General features: G+C 36.9%; 20 protein-coding genes. 15 read left to right on the plus strand and 5 right to left on the minus strand.

Translation table 11 applies throughout. The annotated features are described in order from the left end of the window. Positions 1 to 3: 3 nt before the first annotated feature. Positions 4 to 909 (minus strand): peptide-methionine (S)-S-oxide reductase MsrA, encoded by a 906-nt coding sequence (msrA, locus tag CEQ83_RS09920; protein ID WP_033578792.1) that lies wholly within the window; start codon positions 907 to 909, stop codon positions 4 to 6. Positions 910 to 1,232: 323 nt separating this feature from the next. Here msrA and nhaC point away from each other — a divergent pair, with 323 nt between their 5' ends. Then, on the plus strand, positions 1,233 to 2,639 hold the full coding sequence (gene nhaC / locus CEQ83_RS09925; RefSeq protein ID WP_028413606.1) for a Na+/H+ antiporter NhaC: 1,407 nt from the start codon (positions 1,233 to 1,235) through the stop codon (positions 2,637 to 2,639). Between the two features lie 179 nt (positions 2,640 to 2,818). Here the strand turns inward: nhaC and CEQ83_RS09930 are convergent, their stop codons facing one another. Continuing rightward, the gene (locus tag CEQ83_RS09930) at positions 2,819 to 3,472 is read right to left on the minus strand and encodes a GntR family transcriptional regulator (protein WP_034327794.1); all 654 of its coding nucleotides are present in this window, start codon (positions 3,470 to 3,472) and stop codon (positions 2,819 to 2,821) included. A gap of 364 nt (positions 3,473 to 3,836) precedes the next feature. On the opposite strand from CEQ83_RS09930, the gene CEQ83_RS09935 reads away from it, so the two are divergent. The 8 genes from CEQ83_RS09935 (at position 3,837) to CEQ83_RS09970 (ending at position 13,668) form a co-directional block, all read left to right on the plus strand. Further along, complete coding sequence (locus tag CEQ83_RS09935) at positions 3,837 to 5,249, plus strand: amino acid permease (protein WP_028413604.1); 1,413 nt, start codon at positions 3,837 to 3,839, stop codon at positions 5,247 to 5,249. Positions 5,250 to 5,546: 297 nt separating this feature from the next. Beyond that, positions 5,547 to 6,548: an acyltransferase family protein gene (locus CEQ83_RS09940; protein WP_028413603.1), complete on the plus strand. Its 1,002-nt coding sequence runs from the start codon at positions 5,547 to 5,549 to the stop codon at positions 6,546 to 6,548. Between the two features lie 25 nt (positions 6,549 to 6,573). Further along, the gene (locus tag CEQ83_RS09945) at positions 6,574 to 7,449 is read left to right on the plus strand and encodes a peptidylprolyl isomerase (RefSeq protein ID WP_028413602.1); all 876 of its coding nucleotides are present in this window, start codon (positions 6,574 to 6,576) and stop codon (positions 7,447 to 7,449) included. Positions 7,450 to 7,479: 30 nt separating this feature from the next. Next, positions 7,480 to 7,638, plus strand: coding sequence for a hypothetical protein (locus CEQ83_RS09950; protein WP_155017217.1), 159 nt, complete (start codon positions 7,480 to 7,482; stop codon positions 7,636 to 7,638). Between the two features lie 178 nt (positions 7,639 to 7,816). Next, on the plus strand, positions 7,817 to 8,491 hold the full coding sequence (locus CEQ83_RS09955) for a response regulator transcription factor (protein WP_028413601.1): 675 nt from the start codon (positions 7,817 to 7,819) through the stop codon (positions 8,489 to 8,491). Next, the gene (locus CEQ83_RS09960; RefSeq protein ID WP_028413600.1) at positions 8,481 to 9,908 is read left to right on the plus strand and encodes a sensor histidine kinase; all 1,428 of its coding nucleotides are present in this window, start codon (positions 8,481 to 8,483) and stop codon (positions 9,906 to 9,908) included. The genes CEQ83_RS09955 and CEQ83_RS09960 overlap by 11 nt, the downstream gene beginning before the upstream one ends. A gap of 376 nt (positions 9,909 to 10,284) precedes the next feature. Further along, entirely contained in the window at positions 10,285 to 11,649 is a 1,365-nt protein-coding gene (locus CEQ83_RS09965) for an allantoinase (protein WP_098112537.1), read from the plus strand. A gap of 528 nt (positions 11,650 to 12,177) precedes the next feature. Beyond that, on the plus strand, positions 12,178 to 13,668 hold the full coding sequence (locus CEQ83_RS09970; protein WP_028413598.1) for a peptide MFS transporter: 1,491 nt from the start codon (positions 12,178 to 12,180) through the stop codon (positions 13,666 to 13,668). A 29-nt stretch (positions 13,669 to 13,697) separates the two neighbouring features. On the opposite strand, the gene CEQ83_RS09975 is transcribed toward CEQ83_RS09970, so the two are convergent. After that, complete coding sequence (locus CEQ83_RS09975; RefSeq protein WP_028413597.1) at positions 13,698 to 14,102, minus strand: hypothetical protein; 405 nt, start codon at positions 14,100 to 14,102, stop codon at positions 13,698 to 13,700. A gap of 498 nt (positions 14,103 to 14,600) precedes the next feature. Between CEQ83_RS09975 and CEQ83_RS09980 the strand changes: the two genes are divergently transcribed. Further along, on the plus strand, positions 14,601 to 16,310 hold the full coding sequence (locus tag CEQ83_RS09980; RefSeq protein ID WP_028413596.1) for an NAD-dependent malic enzyme: 1,710 nt from the start codon (positions 14,601 to 14,603) through the stop codon (positions 16,308 to 16,310). Between the two features lie 143 nt (positions 16,311 to 16,453). After that, the gene (locus CEQ83_RS09985; protein ID WP_028413595.1) at positions 16,454 to 17,797 is read left to right on the plus strand and encodes a 2-hydroxycarboxylate transporter family protein; all 1,344 of its coding nucleotides are present in this window, start codon (positions 16,454 to 16,456) and stop codon (positions 17,795 to 17,797) included. A 48-nt stretch (positions 17,798 to 17,845) separates the two neighbouring features. Here the strand turns inward: CEQ83_RS09985 and CEQ83_RS09990 are convergent, their stop codons facing one another. Further along, on the minus strand, positions 17,846 to 18,667 hold the full coding sequence (locus CEQ83_RS09990) for a Cof-type HAD-IIB family hydrolase (RefSeq protein WP_013082899.1): 822 nt from the start codon (positions 18,665 to 18,667) through the stop codon (positions 17,846 to 17,848). Positions 18,668 to 18,972: 305 nt separating this feature from the next. After that, positions 18,973 to 19,998: an LLM class flavin-dependent oxidoreductase gene (locus tag CEQ83_RS09995; protein WP_098112538.1), complete on the minus strand. Its 1,026-nt coding sequence runs from the start codon at positions 19,996 to 19,998 to the stop codon at positions 18,973 to 18,975. A 327-nt stretch (positions 19,999 to 20,325) separates the two neighbouring features. On the opposite strand from CEQ83_RS09995, the gene CEQ83_RS10000 reads away from it, so the two are divergent. The 4 genes from CEQ83_RS10000 to CEQ83_RS10015 all read left to right on the plus strand — a co-directional run bounded on the left by CEQ83_RS10000 (position 20,326) and on the right by CEQ83_RS10015 (position 22,575). Further along, positions 20,326 to 20,856 (plus strand): hypothetical protein, encoded by a 531-nt coding sequence (locus tag CEQ83_RS10000; protein ID WP_154988933.1) that lies wholly within the window; start codon positions 20,326 to 20,328, stop codon positions 20,854 to 20,856. A 10-nt stretch (positions 20,857 to 20,866) separates the two neighbouring features. Beyond that, on the plus strand, positions 20,867 to 21,391 hold the full coding sequence (locus tag CEQ83_RS10005; protein WP_155017218.1) for a GNAT family N-acetyltransferase: 525 nt from the start codon (positions 20,867 to 20,869) through the stop codon (positions 21,389 to 21,391). A 26-nt stretch (positions 21,392 to 21,417) separates the two neighbouring features. Continuing rightward, on the plus strand, positions 21,418 to 21,684 hold the full coding sequence (locus tag CEQ83_RS10010) for a glutaredoxin family protein (protein ID WP_028413591.1): 267 nt from the start codon (positions 21,418 to 21,420) through the stop codon (positions 21,682 to 21,684). Between the two features lie 69 nt (positions 21,685 to 21,753). Then, complete coding sequence (locus CEQ83_RS10015) at positions 21,754 to 22,575, plus strand: amino acid ABC transporter substrate-binding protein (protein ID WP_033578803.1); 822 nt, start codon at positions 21,754 to 21,756, stop codon at positions 22,573 to 22,575. Positions 22,576 to 22,609: the final 34 nt, after the last annotated feature.

A 22,609-nucleotide genomic window follows, 5' to 3' on the forward strand; every position in this document is an offset into this window, starting at 1 on the left:
GCATCAAAATAAAATTAAAAAATCTTCATAGCCTTCTTCTTTAAGCTTCTCTTTTGGAATAAAGCGAAGAGCCGCAGAATTTACTTGATAGTATTCGCTGTTTTCTTCTGTTAAAAGTAAACCAAGATAGTTATCTCCTTCTTTGCTTTTTAGCGCTGTTGAATGCTGAGCCGGCACTTTTTTTATGTTTCCGTATAAGATAGGACGCTTAAAAATGGGCCAGCCTGTATGAGAAGGAAGCTGATCTGACGTTTTGAACAGTGCTTCTCCAGTTAGAAGGTCAACGTAAATTCCTTTTTTTTTGTTATTCCAATATAAATTTGTAAAAGGGGGTTCGGTTCCGTTTTCCTGCGTAACAAAATATTGCATAGGCGTTAGGAACTTTTTAAGGTAAGAGCGGTCCTTGGGCCAATGCTGCGTCAGAAAATCAGTTCGCCCCGAGCCTTCTTTGTATAATTTATAGTGAAATGCATTTTTTCGATAATAATCCTGCTGCTGTTCTTCTGCTTCGTAAAAAGAAGAAAAAGGTAAAATAGGTGTGACGATAGGGTTCTTAAAACGTCCGCTTTGGGCGAGCTTTCTTTTAGAATCGAGAGCCACTTCTTTTTGCTTTTCGTTATGATAAAAAATAATGGCTCGATACGATGGTCCGCGGTCTGAAAACTGTCCGGCGGAATCCGTAGGGTCAATTTGCTGCCAATACAGGTTAAGCAGCTCTTCAAACGTAATTTGAGAAGGATCCCATACAATTTGCACGGCCTCTACGTACTCGCTTTCCTGTTTAGCTTCAGAAGCGATTTGTTCATCTCTAGCGTAGCCCGAGCGGATACTAATGATTCCTGTAAGCTGATCAAAAGGAGCGACCATGCACCAAAAGCATCCTCCTGCAAACGTTGCATATTCTTTCATGTTACTTTCCTCTTTTCGTTGAATAAAATAAATGAAAATATATTTATATATTAAAATGTATAAACAAACAGAAAGCGCTTTATAACGAGTCTTGTAAGAAAGCACACTCTTATGGTATTATGACCACTGGATAAAAGAAAGATGGCTTATTGTTTACGCGAGTATCCTTATTTTATGTTCTTAAAAAGATGCAGTTTATTGTTTAAGTACTCATAGAAATACATACGTTGGAGCAGTAAGAGGAACAATTAAAAAATAAGGACGTTTTGCTCTTAAACGATACCACATTCCAGAATCTACATACCAGTTTAGGAGGAGCTAGTTTGAACACAACCCGTTTACCATCTATGTGGGAAATAATGATTGTGCTTGCTTTATTTTTAGCTGTTGTTATTTCGTTTGCAACTGTTTTTGATTTACCTATTCAGCTCGCTTTATTTATTTCATGGTTTATTGTTATGGCGCTAGGAGTACGACTTGGGTATACGTATAATCAGCTGCAAGGGGCCATTACAAGAGGAATATCAAACGGCTTAGAAGCTATTTTAATTTTATTAGCCGTCGGTACGTTAATTGGAACATGGATTGCCGGAGGAGTTGTTCCTTCTCTTATTTATTTTGGATTAGAGTTTATTAATCCAACATTCTTTTTACTTGCTACACTTATCATTTGCTCTATTACCTCGATTTCAACAGGAACATCTTGGGGAACGGTTGGTACAGCCGGAATCGCGATGATGGGAATCGGACAAGGCTTAGGTATGCCGCTTCCTTTAGTAGCTGGAGCCGTGATTTCAGGAGCTTATTTTGGAGACAAGCTTTCTCCTCTTTCTGATAGTACCATTTTATCTGCGTCAATGGCCCGAGTGAACGTTATCGATCACGTAAAAGCAATGTTAGTATTGGATATTCCTGCTTATCTCATTACGGCAGTATTATTTACGGTAACAGGGTTTATGTATGGGGGAAAAGATTTTGATGCTGGACGGGTAGAAGAATTAAAATCTTCGCTGTTGGATACATTTCACATCAGCGGGTGGATGCTGATTCCGGCTTTGGCTGTCATTGTCCTTTTAGCATTAAAGAAACCTTCTCTTCCAGCAATTGCGGTTGGTTCATTATTAGGAATTATATGGGCAGTTGTCTTTCAACATATGGATGTGGCGAGCGCATTTAATACGGCTTATGAAGGATTTAAAATTAATACCGACAACACATTTTTAAGTGAGCTATTAAATCGTGGCGGAATTTTAAGCATGGTCGGTTCTATTATTGTCATTATTTTTGGACTAGGATTTGGCGGGTTATTAGATGAGCTCGGCGTCTTAGAAGTCCTGCTATCTAAATTTGAAAAAATTCTTGTCAATTCAGGAAACGTTACGGCTTCTACTATTTTCGTTGGATTATTAGGAAATATATTTGGTTGTGCGATGTATGTTTCATTAATTTTAACACCGAAAATTATGGAGAAAAGTTACGATAAGTTAAGAATACAGCGTCTAGTGCTTGCCCGTAACTCAGAAGTAGGGGGAACCTTAACTTCTGGAATGGTTCCGTGGACGGATAACGGTGTATTTCTAGCTACAACGCTTGGGATCTCTACATTCGCTTATCTGCCGTTTATGTGGCTCAGTTTTGTCTCTATTATTTTGGCGATTGTTTACGGATATACAGGGAAATTCATTTGGTACGTAAAAGAAGAAAAACAGCGTTCTGCTATAGCAAAATAAAAGAGGCTGGGACAAAAGAGTTTTAGTTGAAGAAAAATCCGAACGATGAATTGAGATTCTTAATGAAGAATCAACTTCGTTCGGATTTTTTCATTGGTATGATAAACGTAGGTTTCATGTATTTCGTTTCTTCTAGCTGTTGATCGAATTGATTTAGTCATGTCTCGAGTTCTTTTTGATCAAATCATTTCTGGGTATTCGATTTTCCAGTGAACATTTTGAAGGTAAAGCTGAACATCGGCCTTTTTTTTCTGCTGCAGAAGTTTTAGAATATGGCGGTGATGTTCATTCATTACGCGTAAAATGGCGTATAGCTCTTTGGTGTCATCGCTAAAGTACGTTTGTCTGATGAATCCGTCTTGTAAAGACATAAGCTGTTCTTTTAAGGTCACATTATCGCATCGGTTCAAATATACTCGATGAAAATACGTTTGATATTTTTGATAATCCTGATAATTTTCTGATTCAATCGAAACATCGATTTTTTTAATAAGCTCATCCATCTTCGTAAAATCTTCTTCAGTTAAGTGATCAATCGACAAGGCAGCTGCCAGACCATCTAAAGCACCGACGATTTCAAATACTTCTAGTTTTTTGTGTGTATCAATTTCCTTTACAGTAAACCCTCTGCGCGGTCTGTATTCTAATAGGTTGTCTGAAGCTAATTTAATAAGCGCTTCTCTTACAGGCGTTCGGCTGACATTCAGCTGAGAACAAATACTGGCTTCATTTATTTTGTCGTTAGGCAGCAGTGTACCGTCTTGAATTTGACTTGCTATGTAGTTATATACATGATCCTTTAATGAATGATAAATCATAGGCCCCTTGTTCATTGTTTCCCCCTAAAATAAATATCGCATCAGCCGTTCCTTCTCTTCATGTCATGGTGACGAAAGAGTATAAAAATAGCATGAAAGAACGTACGGGTGTAAAAATAATCATATCATATCACTTCATTTAATCTTAGTTAGAATATAAAAAATAGAATTATTGAAATATTTTTTACTATTCATTGTTGTAAAAAATCTGAAAAATGATATAATCGTAAAAAGATTTAAGAAGTGTATATTGTATACAATATACAAAATTCGTACATATCGAAGAAATAGAGCCTATTCCTGAAGAGAAGAGACTATAGAGAATATGTAAAAAAACCAAGTTTTTGGATGGGTTTACTATAAAAAAAGGAGGTACATAATGGGTGAGAATACAACATCTATGAATCAGTTACAAAGAAAAATGAAAAGCCGTCATTTATTTATGATTTCCCTTGGCGGTGTTATCGGTACGGGGTTGTTTCTTAATTCTGGCTATACAATTAATGCAGCAGGTCCTGGGGGAACGCTCCTTGCTTATTTAATCGGTGGATTAATTATGTATTTAGTCATGATATGTCTAGGGGAGCTAAGCGTAGCAATGCCTGTGTCAGGATCATTTCAAGTATACGCTACAAAGTTTATAGGGCCGGGAACTGGTTTTGCGGTGGGCTGGCTCTACTGGCTGACTTGGGTAGTATCTGTCGGTTCGGAGTTTACAGCGTCTGGGCTGCTTATGCAAAGATGGTTTCCTGACGTTTCGGTTTGGATATGGAGCGCGCTGTTTGCTCTTTTATTATTTGGTTTAAATGCAACATCTGTACGTTTTTTCGGCGAAACAGAATTTTGGTTTTCAAGTATTAAAGTATTAACGATTATTGTATTTATTATTTTAGGCGCAGCAGCGATGTTTGGATTCATTCCCCTTAGCGGTCATGAAAAAGCGCCGATGCTTTCTCATTTTACAGGAGAGGGCGGTTTATTTCCAAATGGACTTATGCCTGTATTAATTACGATGGTTTCCGTAAGTTTTGCTTTTTCAGGAACAGAATTAATTGGTATTACGGCGGGAGAAACCGAAGATCCAGAAAAGAACATACCTCGAGCCATTAAAAATATCATTTGGCGTACATTCTTCTTCTTTATCGGCGCCATGTTTGTACTATCTGGGTTGATCTCATGGAAACAAGCAGGAGTGTTAGAAAGTCCTTTTGTGACGGTGTTTGATCAAATAGGTATTCCTTATGCAGCAGATATTATGAACTTGGTTATTTTAACAGCTTTACTATCAAACGCTAATGCAGGCTTATATGCATGCTCGAGAATGCTCTGGTCATTATCCGATCAAAAAATGGTTAGCAGCTGGTTAGGGAAAGTAACGTCTAAAGGAGTTCCATTTAATTCGTTGCTTATCAGCATGGGAGTGGCTTGTCTGTCCTTGCTGTCAAGCGTGGTTGCACCAACTACTGTTTACTTAGTATTAGTTTCTATTTCTGGATTTGCGGTGGTAGCTGTATGGATGGCTATTGCAGCTTCTCATTTTATGTTCAGAAGACGCTATATTAAAGAAGGAAATGATGTATCAAAGCTTGTTTACAAAGCTCCTTTATATCCTCTCGTTCCTATCTTAGCATTCGTTTTATGCTTTGCTGCTTGTGTAGGACTTGCTTTTGATAAGAGTCAGCGTATCGCATTATACTGCGGTATCCCATTTGTCCTTTTTTGTTATCTGTTTTATTATTTAAAAAGTAAAAAAGAAAACGGAAAAGGTGACAGTCAGCCTATAGCAAAATAAAAAGCAGAAGACCTAGGTCTTCTGCTTTTTTTTGCATACAAAAACACCCTATCCATCCGTACTGGTTAAGTGTCCCGCAACAAGCGAAATTGAATTGGATAGGGTGCGTATCTATATAGTAGAGAAAGAGGCGCCATTTGTCAAACTTATTTAGCGGCGCCTTATTTAAAAATAGAAAAAAGAAAAGTTTTCACTGTTTTTTCATTTTCACTATGTATAGTAAGGGATGTAAAGAAAAGATATTCGCAGCAGCACGTCGTACAAATCCATAGAACGTAAAAGAAAGGAGGAAGTCAAATGGCTAAGCGGGATGCGTATTTTGATAACGTGAAATTTATCTTAATTGTACTGGTAGTGTTTGGCCATTTGTTAACTCCCTTCATTAATGATGAACAGTGGTTACGAACACTCTACATATTTATTTATACTTTTCATATGCCAGCGTTTATTTTAATAAGCGGATATTTTGCAAAAGGATACCGAAAGAAAGGATATATGTGGAAGATGGCGAAGAAAGTATTACTTCCTTATATTATCTTTCAACTTATCTATGCGGTATATGATTATAAACTGTATGATGAATCGTCATTTGAAGTTTCAGTATTTCAGCCAGCTTGGTCACTGTGGTTTTTACTAAGTTTATTTTGTTGGAATGCGATGCTGTTCATTTTTACAAAGATCAAATATCCTTTAGCTGTCGCGGCAGTTTTAGGAATTATGATTGGCTTATGTGAACCGCTAGAAACAACGTTAAGTCTTTCTAGAACATTTGTATTCTTCCCCTTCTTCTTAGCAGGGTTTTATATGAAAAAAGAACATTTTAAAAAGTTGACGTCTGTTTCTTGTAAGAAAATAGCTGGAGGCACATTGCTCATTATTGCTCTGTGGATCCAGTACGTAGCACCGGATTTTGAGAAGGAGTGGCTATTTGGTTCAAAATCTTATGCCTCCTTAGGTGTAAATCAAGTAGAGGGAATGATCATTCGTACACTATTTTATAGCATCAGCTTAGCAATGACGGTTTCCTTTTTAGCTTTGACCCCTACACAGACGATGTCTTTTACATCTCGAGGTGCTCAAACCTTTTATGTGTATTTGCTACATGGATTTCTGATTAAATATATTCGCTTATCTTCTTTTGGAGACTGGATAGAAAGTGTACAAGGATACAGCATTCTTTTGATTGGAGCTTGTGGAGTGGCGTGGCTGTTGTCGAGTAAATACGTATCTACGATTGCAAGGCCTTTAATTGAGCTTAAACCGTTACCAACGCGCAAAAGTTTAAGTTTAGGTAAGTAATGAGAAATGGAAAAGGAGTTTAATGATGTCTAAAAACAAAATAATTATGATTATCGCAGCCGTTGTCATTATTGCTGCAGTAGCTATTGGTGCCGTAGCAATGAATAAATCAAAGGTAGTTGCTACCGTTGGTGATGAAAAAATCACAAAAGATCAGCTGTATGATGCTCTTCTTGCTCAAGGAGGATCAAGCGTCCTTGATTCACTAATCGAACAAAAAGTCATTTCAAAAGAAGCAGCTAAACAAAATATTAAAGTAACCGATAAAGAAATTAATGCTGAATTAGAAAACCTTAAAAGTCAGTACGGTGGAGAAGATGCACTAAATCAAGCATTAGCATCTAGCGGTGTAAAATTGTCAGAGCTGAAAAAAGATTTAAAGACGAATATTGAAGCAAAAAAAATGGTCGAGTCGACTATTAATATTAAAGATAGTGAAATAAAATCGTACTTTAATCAAAATAAAGATTCACTAGCTACAGAAGCACAGGTAAAAGCTAGTCATATCTTAGTAGCAGACGAAAAAACAGCAAAAGAAGTAAAGGCAAAGCTTGATAAAGGAGAAGATTTTGCAAAGCTAGCAAAAGAATATTCAACGGATACAGCTTCTAAATCAGATGGCGGAAACCTTGGATACTTCAAAAAAGGCGATATGGTCGAAGCTTTTGCCAACAAAGCATTTTCAATGAAGGTAAATGAAGTAAGTGATCCTGTTAAAACAGAATACGGTTACCATATTATTAAAGTAACAGGCAAAAAAGAAGCGCAAAAAGCAACATATGAAAACAGCAAAGCAAAAATCAAGCAAACGCTGCTTGATCAAAAATACCAAACAGAGTATCCAACATGGTTACAAAAGCTAAAGAAAAAGTATGATATTACAAACAAACTTGATTCATAAATAATACCTTAACGAAATGAGGGGATGGATATGAAACAAACAGCGTCTTATAGCAAATTAGAAAAAATCGTCGAACAATTGAAGCACAGAGGTGTACGAGCTGAAATATGCCGGCGTGTTGTAAAGGTCACAGAAACTGTTAATGGATCAAATCCTTCATATTCAAATCAAATCGTTAGTCATTCATAAAAGTACAAAAGACGCGAACGGCTGAACAGCAGTTTGCTCTCGTTCTTAATACAGGTAGGGAAAATTAAAATGAAAAGAGATCAGTAGAGGCAGCTTGTTTCTGCTGATTCTTTTTGTATAATAAAGTAAACAAAAGGATGCAGGGAAATGTATCAAACGAAGGAAGGAGTTACGCAGAATGAACGTACTGCTAGCAGAAGATGATTTGCAGCTAGGTGAATTAGTTAGTTATATGCTGAAGAAAAAAGGAGGCTATAACGTCGAATGGGTGACGGAAGGGAATGATGCATATGACTATGCATCTGAAGCACATTATGATGTGTTAATTCTTGACTGGATGATGCCCAATGGAGACGGAATCGATGTATGTAAACGTCTAAGAAAAGAAGGATACGCCGGGGCCATTCTTATGTTAACAGCAAAAGATGCGGTTCAAGATCGTATACAAGGCTTAGATGCGGGAGCGGATGATTACGTTATTAAGCCATTTGAAATTGACGAGCTGCTTGCAAGGCTTCGCGCTTTGGCTCGTCGTAATTATGCACCAATTTTAGAAGAAGAAGTAGAGATTGCCAGCATGATATTAAAAAGAGCAAGTCAAACCGTGCAGTTTGACGAGGAGTTTATTCAATTAAGTCCTCGTGAATTTCAACTGCTAGATTTTTTAGTAAAAAACAAAGGACAAGTTCTTTCCCGGGATATTATTTTAGACAGGGTATGGGGATATGAATCAGATGTTTCGATTAAAACGATTGATGCGACGGTTAAACTTTTGCGAAAAAAACTAGAGAAATTTAACAAACAAGATCTTATTCAAAGCATTCGCGGAGTAGGCTACAAAATTGAAAGCTAAACTTCTTACGAGGGCTAAACAGAAAGTAAAACAAAAAGTAAAGCAAGATTTATTCAGCCAGACGCAAAATCGTTTAACATTCCGATACAGCGCATTGCTAATGCTGTTTCTGCTTTTATTCGTATTTATTGTTTATGCATTGGTGTATGTGGTTGTATCCAATAGTCAGCAGCAAAACTTAAATAGCATGTTAAAACAAGAGTCTCGAATTGTCCAAAGCATCTTAATTAAACAAGCGGTAAACAGTTCGAATCAACAGTCGAAAGAAGAGTATAAAAACATTGTCGTAGCCGGTGAAGACCAGTTTTTTTATTATGTCATCAGTCCTGAAGGGGACCTTATTATGGGCAACGAAGCGAGTGAGCGTCTTCGCTCTAACTTGTTAGATTTAATTGATGGATGGATCCCTATTGAAAACGAAGTGCGAAAAGAACGAATAAAAGCCCCGCGTCCTAGTTTTGAGCACATCGAAGGAGTAAAAGGGCAAAACGGGGAAGGCAAAATAGATATTGATTTAATGATGGCGGGGGAACCTATTTTTTATAAAGGCCAATTTTTAGGGATGCTTTATATTGGAAAAGACGTTTCGTTTCTTTATCAGCTGTTAAAGTGGCTCCTCATTATTATGCTGAGCCTTACGGTACTGTTTGTAGGAGTAGCCATTTATATCAGCCGCTTAATGTCAAAACGTGCCATGGTCCCAATTGAAACAGCTTTCCAAAAGCAAAAAGAATTTGTGGCGGATGCATCCCATGAGCTAAGGACACCGCTTAGCGTTATGCTTTCTTCTATCAACGCTTTAGAAATGCAGGAGGAAGTAACAGAAGATCCCTTCTCTAAAAAATTAATTAATAATATGAAAGCTGAAGTGAAGCGGATGACGAGTCTCGTCAGTGATTTACTTACGCTTGCACGCTCAGACTCTAATAAAGTAGAAAAAGCAATGATGCCATTTGATATTACAGATGCGGTACAAAAGGTAATGGAATCGGTTGAAACTCTAGCGATTTCTAAACATATTGATTTGCAGCTGGATACGCCTGAAAAATTAGTCGTAACTGGAGATCAAGAGCGTCTCACTCAGCTGATTTACATTTTGTTAGACAATGCGATTAAATATACGACTCCTCATGGAAGTGTAAACATTCAAGTGGTTCAGCACGGGAGTGAATGTACATTAAAAGTACGTGATACAGGGGTTGGAATTCATCCCGACGAAAAGGATCGAATCTTCGACCGCTTTTATCGTGCTGATAAATCCCGATCCCGTCAAATGGGAGGTCACGGGCTAGGCCTAGCAATCGCTAAATGGATCGTAGAAACACATAAAGGCAAAATTGATGTAGAAAGTGAACAAGAAAAAGGAAGTACATTTACAGTAAGGTTGCCAATGTCACAAAAAGTAAAAAAGAGTTAAAAGAGACTGTGACAAAATTAGTTGAAGGAAGATCCGAACGAGTTTGATTCTTGATGGAGAATCAAACTCGTTCGGATTTTTTTATGGTTAGAGTGGAGGTAGGTTTCATTTATCCAATTTGTTCGTCCGTTGATTTAGTTATGTCTCCATCTCTTTTCAGTTAGTGAAAGTGACCAAATGAAAAAGAAAAGTTTAGACAAAATGGCGAATGAAAAAATCGGATAATTCAGTTATATTAACTGGCGTAATAATCAGTCTGTGTGTCAGGGTTCTTTACAATGATAAAGACTTTTTAAAGGAAACAGTGCATGATAGAACAATAGCAGACTACTTCGTTTAACAAAAAGATGAAGTAAGTAAAGGGGAGTTTGATAATATGTACGATTTAATTATTCGGGATGGTTCGGTCGTATTAGAAGACGAAATAGTAAAAGCGGACATAGGTGTTAAAAAAGGAAAGATTGCAGAAATAGCGCAAGGTGTTAGCATACCAGCAAAAAAATACGTAGATGCTAAAGGCAAATATGTTCTGCCTGGAATGATTGATATTCATGTGCATTTTGATGAACCGAGCCGAGACCATTGGGAAGGGTTTGACTACGGTTCAGCATCTATGGCCGCAGGAGGCTGCACTACATATTTTGATATGCCTTTAAACGGCGTTCCTCCTACCGTAACAGAAGCAGCGCTGTGGGAAAAGAAAAAGCTGGCTGATCAAAAGTCAGTAGTAGATTACGGTCTATGGGGAGGGTTGGTTCCTGGTAATAAAGAAGAATTAGCCAAAATGGCTCATTCGGGTGTAATAGGTTTTAAAGCATTTATGTCAGAAGCAGGTTCTGAATTTGATTTCTCAGATGACCTCACATTATACGAAGGAATGAAAGAGATTGCAAAACTAAATAAAGTGCTTGCCCTGCATGCTGAAAGAAATGACTTAATACAAAAGCTTGAACAGGCTAAACAGAAGCAAAAGCAAACGGCTATTAAAGATTATTTAGAAACGCGACCGGTTGTAGCAGAAGTAAACGCAGTAAAGCAAGCGCTTGAGTACGGTGAAGAAACGGGATGTCCGCTTCACTTTGTACACATTAGCAGCTATGAAGCAGTGCAGCTTATTACGGAAGCAAAGAAGAATGGAATGAACGTTACGCTGGAAACTTGTCCGCATTATTTACTTTTTACAGAGGAAGACTTTGAAGAAATTGGCGTAACGGCTAAGTGTGCACCTCCTCTTCGCAGCAGGAGTCAAAAAGAAAAATTATGGGCATGTATTCAATCAGAAGAAGTAGATATGATTTCTTCGGATCATTCTCCTTGCCCGATTGAGTTAAAAACAGCTCATCAGAATGATTTATTTAAAGTTTGGGGTGGAATATCAGGCGGTCAGTACTCTTTGCAAGCAATGATTAGTGAAGGAGCGATCACTAGAGGGATTTCTCTTTCTCACATTTCAAAGCTTGTATCAACCAATCCAGCTAAACGATTCGGCTTATATCCCAAAAAAGGAAGCATTTTGCTAGGAGCCGATGCGGATTTGGTTATCGTTGATCTTAATCAAACTGAAAAAGTGACAAAAGAAGGAATGGTTTTCAAACATAAGCACAGTATATATGAAGGAACGGTATTTAATAGCGTTATTTTAACTACCATTAATAGAGGAACGATTGTATACACTAAAGAAGAAGGTGTGTTTCCTCTTCACAAAGGACAAATGGTAAATGGTGAATACGTAAAATTGTAGGCACAGTGAAAAAAGAGATGAAAAATAAACCTTTTATCTCTTTTTTTACATAAAAAAATGAGGATGACTTATATTAAAAGTATTACATAGGTGAAAAAAGAGTATCTACTATAACAAAAGAGACATTTTTAAAGAAGGTTTTATTATTTTAAAAAAGTATATTTTTGATTGAGGGAAGCATAATTTAAAAAGAATAAAGCTTCTTTTTAAATATAAAGAAAAATTTCCCAAAAAGAAAAATATTATCTGGTTGTATGAAAAGTAGATAATCAGATGCTTTGTAATCAAGGGTTTTGTATAAAAAAATTTTCAAAAAGATATTTTAAGAAAGGAAATCTTGATTTAAAGCTTTTTATAGGTGCAATTTTATAATGAAAAACCGTATATTATGCACTCATTGTAAAATTCTGATATTGACAGAATCATTTTATAAGAATAAAATTTTCTTGTTTCTATTTTTTTATATCATCATAATTTTTTGACAGTTTTGTCTATGGTGGTTTACGGTTGAAAGAGAGGTTAAGGAATATGTCAGTAGAGAGAGAAAAAGTGTATGAAACAGTTCCTCAAAAAGGATTCTTCGGACATCCTAAAGGTTTATTTACCTTGTTCTTTACAGAATTCTGGGAGCGTTTTTCATACTATGGAATGCGTGCGCTACTTGTATTGTACATGTACGATACAATTGCAAACGGTGGATTAGGAATGGAACAAGGAACCGCTTTAGCGATCTTTTCTATTTATGGTTCTCTTGTTTATATGTCTGGAATTATTGGCGGTTGGATTGCAGACCGCATTTTAGGTACGTCTAATACGGTGTTTTACGGCGGTATATTTATTATGCTCGGACATCTAGTGCTTGCATTGCCAGCAGGTGTAACGGCGCTGTTTATTTCAATGTTCTTGATTATCATTGGAACAGGTTTATTAAAACCAAACGTTTCAAGCGTTGTGGGCGATATGTATAGCCCGACTGATAACCGTCGAGATGCTGGATTTAGTATCTTCTATATGGGTGTAAATGCTGGAGCATTTATCGCGCCGCTAGTTGTTTCAACAGTAGGTGAAAAGTATAACTACCACTTAGGTTTTGGAATCGCGGCAGTAGGAATGCTTTTAGGCCTAATCGTATTTATGGCTACACGAGGTAAAAACCTAGGGCGTGCAGGTAGACAAGTTCCAAACCCTTTAAAACCAGAAGAGCGCAAAAAAGTTTTTGGTACTATTGCACTTGCTGTAGTTGTACTTGCTATCTTTATTGTACTGACTTCTTTAGCAGGTATTTTAACAGTTGAAGGCGTTATTTTATTTGTAAGTATTTTAGCGATTGTTATTCCAATTATTTACTTTGTGGTTATGTATAAGAGTCCCAAGACAACAGCTGATGAGCGTTCACGCGTATTAGCTTATATCCCTCTTTTTATTTCTGGAGTAATGTTCTGGGCAATTCAAGAGCAGGGGTCAACAATTTTAGCAACGTATGCAAAAGATCATACACAGCTAACGTATGGCGGCTTTAAAATTCCAGTTGGCTGGTTCCAATCGTTAAATCCGTTATTTATTATTATATTTGCCCCAGTTTTTGCAGCAATTTGGGTGAAATTAGGAAACAGACAGCCTTCTACACCAAAGAAGTTTTCATTAGGACTTTTATTTGCAGGGCTTTCTTTCCTTGTCATGGTTATCCCGGCTAGTATTCATGGAAACGAAACGTTAGCGAGCCCGCTATGGCTAGTATTAAGCTTCTTCTTAGTTGTAGTTGGAGAGCTTTGTTTATCACCAGTAGGGCTATCAACTACAACAAAACTAGCACCTGCAGCGTTTTCTGCTCAGACAATGAGTTTATGGTTCTTAACAAGCGCAGCGGCGCAGGCAATCAATGCTCAGCTTGTTCAATACTATGAAAACATTTCGCAAGTTGTTTATTTTGCTGCATTGGGCGGAGTGTCGGTCATTTTAGGTGTAATTGTACTAATGATTTCGCCAAAAATTCAGCGTTTAATGAAAGGTGTTCAATAAAAAAAACCGTCCTTAAGGGCGGTTTTTTTTTATGATTTATTTGAAAAAATATTCATGAAGGAGGCGTATGTCTGATCGTCCTCACCCTCATAGAACGCAAGATTTAAAAGTCTGTTAAGTTCGTTTGTTGATTTTTCAGTTTCTGCAATAATTTGATGCATATGAGCAATCTTAGACATGGATCCGTTGCCATAAGCATTTTTAATTTGATTTAATGTTAAATGAAGCGATAAGACCTCTCGGCGAAGAGCTTGTCTTAATTCAGAGGAAGCAGGGATAAAAAAGCGTTTATAAAAATAACTGGCTTCTTCAAACACCAATTCTCCATTCTCTAGCTCTTTAGCCGCAATTTCTTTAATCTCTTGATCGTCTAATCGACTGGCCGCTTCTTCGATAAGAAATCCAAAAATAATAGCTGTATCTGGTTTTAACATATAATAACCTCCATTATTATAAAAAAGAACTATGTAGTTTATATGTATAGATAGAAAGGAAAAAATATTCATAGTAATTCACTAATCAGCATAGACAAAAAAATAAAAAATATTCTTTTATAGGCAAACTAAAATTATTTCAAAATAAATTTTTTATAATTAAACATTTTTTCCATATTAAAGGATTATTTTGACTTTCCAAAAGAGATGAATAGAATAAAGAGGGTTCTTAGTACCTATATAAAAAGAAAATTGATAAAAAATATTAAATTCAGAAATTTCTACCTCTTTGTAACTAAAAAATTGCTCTACTAAAATAGTTGACAGCAGAAATAGATAGGCATAAAATATACTATTGTCAAATGAATTAGCAAGCTATTCATAAAAAGTTAACGGACATTTGAATAATATGAGTAATATCCATATAAGGTATCAATTACTTAAATCTAACCAACTTGTATGCTTGTCATACAAGTCTACAGAAAGGAAGATAGTCGTATGCGTAACGTATTTTTTACAGATAATGAAACAATTGAAACGACTTTACGTGGGAAAGAAATTTTAGGAGCTCCAATGTTAAACAAAGGAGTAGCTTTTACAAAAGAAGAGCGTAAAACGTTAGGATTAGAAGGTTTACTTCCTCCAATGACTTTAAGTTTAGATGAGCAGGCAAAACGTGCATATGAGCAGTTTTTAGCTCAGGCAGATAACCTTGGTAAGAATGTGTATTTAAACGATTTACAGAACCGTAATGCTGTATTATTTTATCGTTTATTGCAAGATCACTTAAAAGAAATGCTTCCGGTTGTTTATACACCAACAGTTGGACAAGCAATCCAAGAATACAGCCACGAATATCGCCGTCCGGGTGGCGTATACTTGTCAATCGATAATGTAGAAGGCATTGAAGAAGCTCTTAAAAATATCGATGCAAATAGTGAAGACATTGATTTAATGGTTATTACAGATTCAGAAAGTATTTTAGGAATTGGTGACTGGGGCGTTGGTGGTATTAATATTGCTATCGGTAAATTAGCCGTGTACACAGCTGCAGCAGGAATCGATCCAAGCAGAGTACTTCCAGTTGTTCTTGATGTAGGAACAAACAATGAAAAATTATTAAATGATCCTTTATATATCGGAAACCGCCATGAACGTATCCGCGGTGAGCGCTATGATCATTTCGTAGATCAATTTATTTCAAAATCTCTTGAAATATTCCCTAATGCACTGTTACACTGGGAAGATTTCGGTAATGTAAATGCTCGTAATATTATTAACAAGTACGGAAAAGAAATTCTAACGTTTAATGATGATATTCAAGGCACAGGTGCCGTAACGCTTGCCGCTATTTTCTCAGCAGTTCAAGTGTCTAAAATGCCACTTCGTGACCACCGTGTTTTAATCTTTGGACCAGGTACAGCAGGTATCGGTATTGCAGATCAAGTACGTGATGCAATGGTATTAGACGGGATCACAGAAGATGAAGCATACAAAAACTTCTGGGCAGTCGATTTCCGAGGCCTTTTAACAGATGACATGGACGACTTATTAGGTTTCCAAACGCCTTATGCACGAAAAGCAGAAGAAGTGAAGGACTGGAACCGTGAAGAAGACAAAATTTCTCTTTTAGAAGTTGTCAGACAAGTTAAGCCAACAATCTTAATTGGTACGTCTGGTGTAGCAGGCGCATTCTCAGAAGAAATCGTAAAAGAAATGGCGAAGCATGTAGAACGCCCAGCTATTTTACCAATGTCAAATCCAACTCCGCTTGCGGAAGCTACTCCTGAAAACCTATTAAATTGGACAGAAGGAAAAGCACTTGTAGCGACTGGAAGTCCGTTTGAACCAGTTAACTACGATGGTGTGGAATATGAAATTGGTCAATCTAATAATGCTTTTGTTTTCCCTGGTCTTGGTCTTGGATCAATCGTGGTAAAAGCAGAAGTTATTACAGACAGCATGTTCGCAGCATGTGCACACGCTGTAGCTCAAATGGTAGACAGCAGCAAACTAGGAGCTTCATTACTACCACGCGTAGAAGAATTACGTGAAGTATCATATAACGTTGCTTTAGCGGTTGCTAACGCAGCAATTAAAGATGGCGTTGCAAAAGAAGTTCCAACAGATGTAAAAGCGGCAGTAAAAGCAGCAATGTGGGAACCAACATACAAAGAAATTAAAGCTTTAGAAACGGTAAATGCTTAATTTTTAGATAGAAAAAGCACAGCTTCTGAAAAAAGAAGCTGTGCTTTTTTTAGTTACAAAAAGAATTCTTAAGTTACATAACGTATATAGTTTTTTTAAACTTGTGTATGATTCTCTATATTAGAACCACAGGGGGTTATGAGATGAATACAGCACGTAAATTGGAAACGTTTACTCAAGATTCACAGCCTGAAAATAAGGGTTTTTGGAACCGAATCAACAATATTAAAGTAGGAGTTATTCCTCTACCGCTATACGTTTTACTTGCATTAATTGTATATGGCGCGGCCGTTTACAACGAACTTCCTCCAGATATGATTGGCGGATTTGCGATTATTATGGTAATGGGAATGCTGCTTGGTGATTTAGGATTAAAAATTCCGATTTTAAAAGATATTGGCGGACCAGCTATTTTATCACTGCTTGTACCTTCCGTATTAGTTTTTTATAATGTTTTAAATCCCGCGTCTATGGAAGCGGTAACAACTTTGATGAAAACATCAAACTTTTTATACCTTTATATTTCTTGTTTAGTAGCCGGAAGTATTCTGGGCATGAACCGTAAAGTTTTAATTCAAGGCTTTACACGTATGTTCGTACCGCTTGTGTTAGGTACGCTAGCCGCTGTAGCTGCAGGCGTAGCCGTTGGGATGTTATTTGGTTACGGAGCAAAACATACATTTTTCTATATTGTTGTACCAATCATTGGAGGAGGAATTGGTGAAGGTATTTTACCGCTTTCACTTGCTTATTCTCAAATTTTAGGTAGTTCAGCAGAATCTTTTGTGTCGCAAATGATTCCAGCTGCTGTTATTGGAAACATCGTTGCTATCGTATGTGCTGGCTTAATGAAACGTCTAGGAGAGAAAAAGCCAGAATTAACAGGTAATGGAGTTCTTGTGAAGACAAAAGGCGGAGATGGCATCTCAGAAGATACAAATATCAAGAAACCAGTAGATTTTTCGTTAATGGGCGCAGGTCTTTTAATTGCATGTAGTTTCTTTATTTTTGGAGGCTTAGCACATAAGTTTTTAGGAATTCCAGGTCCAGTTTTAATGATTGTAGCGGCAACGCTAGTCAAATGTTTACAAGTAATGCCTGCTAAGATGGAGCAAGGTGCTTACCATATGTACAAATTCATTTCTACGAGCTTGACATGGCCGTTAATGGTAGGCCTAGGAATTTTGTATATTCCTCTTGAAGATGTAGTGAAAATTGTGACACCAGGTTATGTAGTCGTATGTGCAGCAGTTGTTATGGCTATGGTAGCAACCGGTTATTTTGTAGGTAAAATGATGAAAATGCATCCGGTGGATGCAGCAATTGTAACCGGCTGTCACAGCGGTTTAGGAGGTACGGGAGACGTAGCGATTTTATCAGCTTCCAACCGTATGTCACTTATGCCATTTGCTCAAGTAGCAACAAGACTTGGAGGCGCTTCCACTGTTATTTTAGCTACGCTTCTTATGAAACTTTTAGGAGTATAAAATCAAAACAAAAAAGCAGCTCGGTTCGTACGAGCTGCTTTTTTTGTCTTATGAAACACTAACAGGTTTTAAGATGAATTCTTCCACAACTTTTGCCACACCGTCGTTCATGTTTGTATCTGTTACGTGGTTGGCTTTTTCTTTAATATCTTCAGGAGCATTTCCCATTGCTACGCCAAGTCCAGCAAATTCAATCATGGCAAGGTCATTATAACTGTCGCCAATAGCAATCACTTCATCGCGTGTAATGCCAAGCTGCTGAATTAATAAATGTAAGCTTGTCCCTTTTGTGACACCTTCTTCTGTGAATTCAAGGAAGTATGGTTTAGAGCGCATTACGCTTAGCTCTCCTTGAAGCTGCTTTTGAAGTTTCTTTTCAACGTGAACCAGCATTTCCGGTTCTGCAAGCATGAGTACTTTTACAACAGGTTCTGTAACGGCATCAGTAAAAGATGAAACAACACGGATCGGCAGACCTGTAATGTCACTTTCAATATCCGTAAATTTATTTTCTACTTCTGTTATAATTTCATCTCCAACGTACGTATGAATTAAAACTCCTTCTTCGCGGCTAATATCGTCGAGACGTGCAACGGTTCTCGGAGATAATGTGCTGCTAAATAGCTCTTCATTTGTTAAGCAATTAATAATTTTCGCCCCGTTAAACGATAAAATAAAGCTTCCGTACTTTTCTAACTCCAGTTCTTTGGCGATGTGAACCATTCCGTAAGTTGGTCGGCCAGAAGCAAGTACAACTTTTACTCCCGATTCTTGCGCCTTCATTAATGCTTCTTTTGTGCGCGGAGAAATAGTGTGATCATCGCATAATAGTGTATCATCCAAATCTAAAACAATCATTTTGTAAGGCATAATTTTAAATTCCCTTCTTCTACTAGACTCATATCTTCATATGGTACTATAAAAAAACGTTTGATTCAATTTAATGATTTTTTGAAAAAAAGAAGCATGCGTATACTTTGTTTGAACGCCTCGTAAGTAGATGAAACAAAGAACTTGAGACATAGCTAAAACAGCCCAATCAATAGCTAAAAGCAATTAAACACATGAAAGCTACGTTTACCATGACAACGAAAAAATACGAAGTAATAATCAATCATTTTGATTATTACTTCGTATTTTACTTCGACTAAAATTCTTTTATTTCAGCCTCTTGATTAGTAAGCTGCTAGAGTTTGATTCGTTTTCTGAGCATCTCCTTCACTGAAAGCTTCTTTTAAGAGCGTATAAGACCGCTTTTTTTGTTCAAAATCTTGAAGAGCAGTAAGAATAATAAATTCATCAATAGAAAATGCCTGTTTCAAAGCTTGGAGCTTTTGACGAACGGTTTCTTTTGTACCGTATATGACGTTTGCTTCTTTTTCTTCAATTCGATAGCTTTCTTTAGACTGCTGACCAAATTCTTCCGCTTTTTCTTTGGAGCCTATTGTAGCGGATTTCCCATTTTGTAAGTATACTTTAAATATTTTTGTGCTGGATGCTAATGCTTTTGCTTCTTCTACGGTATCCGCTACGATGACGGAAAGGGCAACGAAAAGCGAGCGTGCATGGGATGAAACGTGCTGATTATAGACGGAAATCGCTTCTTCTAGCACTTTTTGATCACCATTAATGAATTGAGCAAATACATAAGGAAGATTTAGAGATGCCGCTAGCTCTGCGCTTGAAGCACTTGCTCCCAGTAAAAACATATCTGCTGCTTTTTGGGGCCTTGGATAGGCTTTTAAACCGTAAAGAGGGTGATCTTCCGGCAGCGTATCGTTTAGGTATTGTTTAAGTTCTATCAGTTTGTCTGTTAAGGACTTAGTGGGCTGAGAGTTTTGTTGCAAGGCTTGAGTAGAATGAGGTAGTCCTCCTGGTGCTCTGCCGATTCCAAGATCGATGCGATTTGGAGATAATGAGGCTAAAACGTTAAAATTTTCTGCTACTTTATAAGGGCTGTAGTGTTGAAGCATAACACCGCCTGAGCCGATACGGATATGATGTGTTTTGGCGAGCAGGTGAGAAATTAACACTTCGGGTGATGATCCTACAACATGTTCAGAGTCATGATGCTCCGCTACCCAAAAACGGTGGTAGCCAAGTTCTTCTGCTAGCTGAGCTAATTGAATGGTATGCTGAAATGCATCTTCAGCACGCTCACCTTCATAACGCGGGCTTTGATCTAAAATACTTAATTTCACTGAAAACACTCCTTAAAGTTGATAAAAAAGGTAAGAATAATTGGGATTAATTTTAGCAAAGGACTTTCCAGATGAAAAGAGTTTTTTTAAAGAAAAATATTTTTTGAAAAATAAGTTGACTTTGCCATTTTGAGGCTATATAGTTGAATCATCAAATAGAAAAGCCGATAAAACAACTTGGATAAATAAGAATTGAGTGAGTATGTTTCAAAGACACTTCACTTCATTCTCCGGTTTTATCAAAGAAACAGTTAAAGCTGATTGGTCTACCAAAGGCTCCTGAGGAAACTCTAGGAGCCTTTTTGCTGTAAAAAGGAGGGGGAAAAGGTGAGCGATGTATGTATTTTATATAACGGAAGCTCTCATAATTATCAACAAATAGCCTCAGTGAAAGATGAGCTAGAAGCTTGCTTAACCTCAAAAGGAGTGCACGCCGAAGCTATCTCGTATCATGATGTACACGCTTTGAAGCAGGAAGCGCAGAAAGAAGTAAAGGCATTTATTTCAAAAATGAACCAAGCTAAAAGCATTGTCGTTCTGTTATCGGGAGTAAATGAAACATACGTAGAATCTTTTGAACGGCTAACAAAAATATTGCCAGAAGATTTATTTTATAAAAAAATACTTCTGCCAATTCTTATTGGTGAAAATGTGAATTCTTTACTAAAAGCTAAGTATGATTTAAAACTTTTAGCGTCTTTTTTAGGTAGACCTTACTGGCTCAGCAGTCTTTTTCTACTGCATGAATACGTCTCTTTTACAGGTATTAACAATGCGAATGCCAAAAGTCGTTTAAAGGAAGCGGTGGATGAGCTGATTTACAAAGGTAATCTATCCCTTCAAACATTTATAAAATGAGGTGAAGAAAATGAGTGAATTATTTCGATTAGCTACCGTAGAAGATGCTGAAGAACTGTTGGATTTAACGCTTCGAGCATATGAGCCGATTCGAAAGCTAGGAATTAAATTTCCTGCTGCGACGGCAACGATTCAACTTGTAAAAGAAAACATTCAAAACAGCCGCTGCTACGTGCTGGAAAGTGATGAAAAAATCGTAGCTACGATTACAGCAAGAACGTATAAAGAAATAACGAACTGGCCTTTCTTATGGTGGTTTGCGGTAGATCCTTTGCTTAAAAAGAAAGGAGTAGGTTCTAAACTCTTAACGTGGGTTGAAGAAACGGTTATTCGAAATCAACTGGGGGCTCCTGCTGTTACATTAGCTACTTCTGATCGACACCCATGGCTGATTCCTATGTATGAAAGAAAAGGGTATGAACGCTTTTTTGAAGTCGATCAAGGAGAAGAAGGAAAAGGCGTATTCTTAAGGAAGATCTTACATCCCGAAAGATATGAGTTAGAAAAACACAAGGAGTTACAACAAGCTAATTAATCATTTAAAAGAAAAGAGGAGAAACCATGTCAGTAAAAATTTTATTATGGAATCGAAAAGGTTGTCATCATTGCGAAGAACTAAAAGCATATTTTCATGAAAAAGGCCATCAATATGAAAGTATCGATGTAGAAGGAAAAGATTATTTGCGAGATCTACTTGAAATTAAATACGGTATTCGTCATGTACCGGTCGTTGAAATTGGAGATAAGGGGCAGTTTAAAGGAGTTATTGAAAAAGATTATGAACAAATAGAAAAGTTGATTGAAGACTATTCACCAATCGTTAAATAGCTGCAACATCCATTTTATTAACTCGTTAAAACAATAAATTATTTTGAGACATAGTGAGGGACCAAACACATGAAAAAACTACAGCTGACAGCTATCTTTTTATCACTTCTTTTATTATTAGCCGCTTGCGGAACACCCAATAAAGAAACAGCAGCTAACGCAAGCAAAGACAAAGTGCAAAAAATTATTGTAGGAACGGGTACGCAATTTCCCAACATTTGCTTTCTTGACAATAAAGGAAATCTAACGGGGTATGACGTAGAGCTTGTTAAAGAAATAGACAAACGTCTTCCAAACTATAAGTTTGAATTCAAAACGATGGATTTTTCTAATTTACTTTTGAGCTTGGAATCCAACAAAATTGATTTAGTCGCCCATCAGATGGAAGTGAATGAAGAAAGAAAACAAAAGTTCCTGTTTAATAAAGAACCTTATAATATCTTTCCGCTACATGTAGTTGTAAATGAAAAAAATACGTCAATTAAATCAATTAAAGATTTGAGCGGTAAAAAGGTAATTGTAGGAGCAACGAGTAACTCTGCTAACTTAATCGATAAGTACAACAAAGAACATGGAAATAAAATTGATATCGTTTATTCAGGTCAAGGATCTGATGATACAAAAACGCAGCTAAAAACAGGACGTGCGGACGCTACAATTAGTACGCCGTTTGCAGTTGACTTTGTCAATAAGCAAGCGGACGCAGAGCAAAAAGTTGTGGGACCTGCTATTTCAAATTCAAAAGTATATTTTATGCTTCGAAAAAATGAAACAGGTTTACAAAAAGATGTTGATAAAGCGCTAAAAGAAATAAAAGAAGACGGAACATTGACAAAATTAAGCAAAAAATGGCTAGGAGAAGATTATACAAAAGCAGCTGGAAATAACTAAATCACTTACTGTGACCCAAGCCTTGAACTTGGGT

Source organism: Priestia megaterium, from assembly GCF_009497655.1.
Taxonomy (GTDB): Bacteria; Bacillota; Bacilli; order Bacillales; family Bacillaceae_H; genus Priestia; species Priestia zanthoxyli.

Excerpts from the sequence above, each read along its gene's own strand:
- CEQ83_RS09970 (WP_028413598.1), top strand. The coding sequence starts at position 12,178 with ATGTCAGTAGAGAGAGAAAAAGTGTATGAAACAGTTCCTCAAAAAGGA.
- CEQ83_RS09975 (WP_028413597.1), bottom strand. The coding sequence starts at position 14,102 with ATGTTAAAACCAGATACAGCTATTATTTTTGGATTTCTTATCGAAGAA.
- CEQ83_RS09950 (WP_155017217.1), top strand. The coding sequence starts at position 7,480 with ATGAAACAAACAGCGTCTTATAGCAAATTAGAAAAAATCGTCGAACAA.
- CEQ83_RS10015 (WP_033578803.1), top strand. The coding sequence starts at position 21,754 with ATGAAAAAACTACAGCTGACAGCTATCTTTTTATCACTTCTTTTATTA.
- CEQ83_RS09945 (WP_028413602.1), top strand. The coding sequence starts at position 6,574 with ATGTCTAAAAACAAAATAATTATGATTATCGCAGCCGTTGTCATTATT.
- msrA (WP_033578792.1), bottom strand. The coding sequence starts at position 909 with ATGAAAGAATATGCAACGTTTGCAGGAGGATGCTTTTGGTGCATGGTC.
- CEQ83_RS09990 (WP_013082899.1), bottom strand. The coding sequence starts at position 18,667 with ATGCCTTACAAAATGATTGTTTTAGATTTGGATGATACACTATTATGC.
- CEQ83_RS09930 (WP_034327794.1), bottom strand. The coding sequence starts at position 3,472 with ATGAACAAGGGGCCTATGATTTATCATTCATTAAAGGATCATGTATAT.
- CEQ83_RS10005 (WP_155017218.1), top strand. The coding sequence starts at position 20,867 with ATGAGTGAATTATTTCGATTAGCTACCGTAGAAGATGCTGAAGAACTG.
- CEQ83_RS09965 (WP_098112537.1), top strand. The coding sequence starts at position 10,285 with ATGTACGATTTAATTATTCGGGATGGTTCGGTCGTATTAGAAGACGAA.
- CEQ83_RS09935 (WP_028413604.1), top strand. The coding sequence starts at position 3,837 with ATGGGTGAGAATACAACATCTATGAATCAGTTACAAAGAAAAATGAAA.
- CEQ83_RS09985 (WP_028413595.1), top strand. The coding sequence starts at position 16,454 with ATGAATACAGCACGTAAATTGGAAACGTTTACTCAAGATTCACAGCCT.
- CEQ83_RS09955 (WP_028413601.1), top strand. The coding sequence starts at position 7,817 with ATGAACGTACTGCTAGCAGAAGATGATTTGCAGCTAGGTGAATTAGTT.
- CEQ83_RS10010 (WP_028413591.1), top strand. The coding sequence starts at position 21,418 with ATGTCAGTAAAAATTTTATTATGGAATCGAAAAGGTTGTCATCATTGC.
- CEQ83_RS09980 (WP_028413596.1), top strand. The coding sequence starts at position 14,601 with ATGCGTAACGTATTTTTTACAGATAATGAAACAATTGAAACGACTTTA.
- CEQ83_RS09940 (WP_028413603.1), top strand. The coding sequence starts at position 5,547 with ATGGCTAAGCGGGATGCGTATTTTGATAACGTGAAATTTATCTTAATT.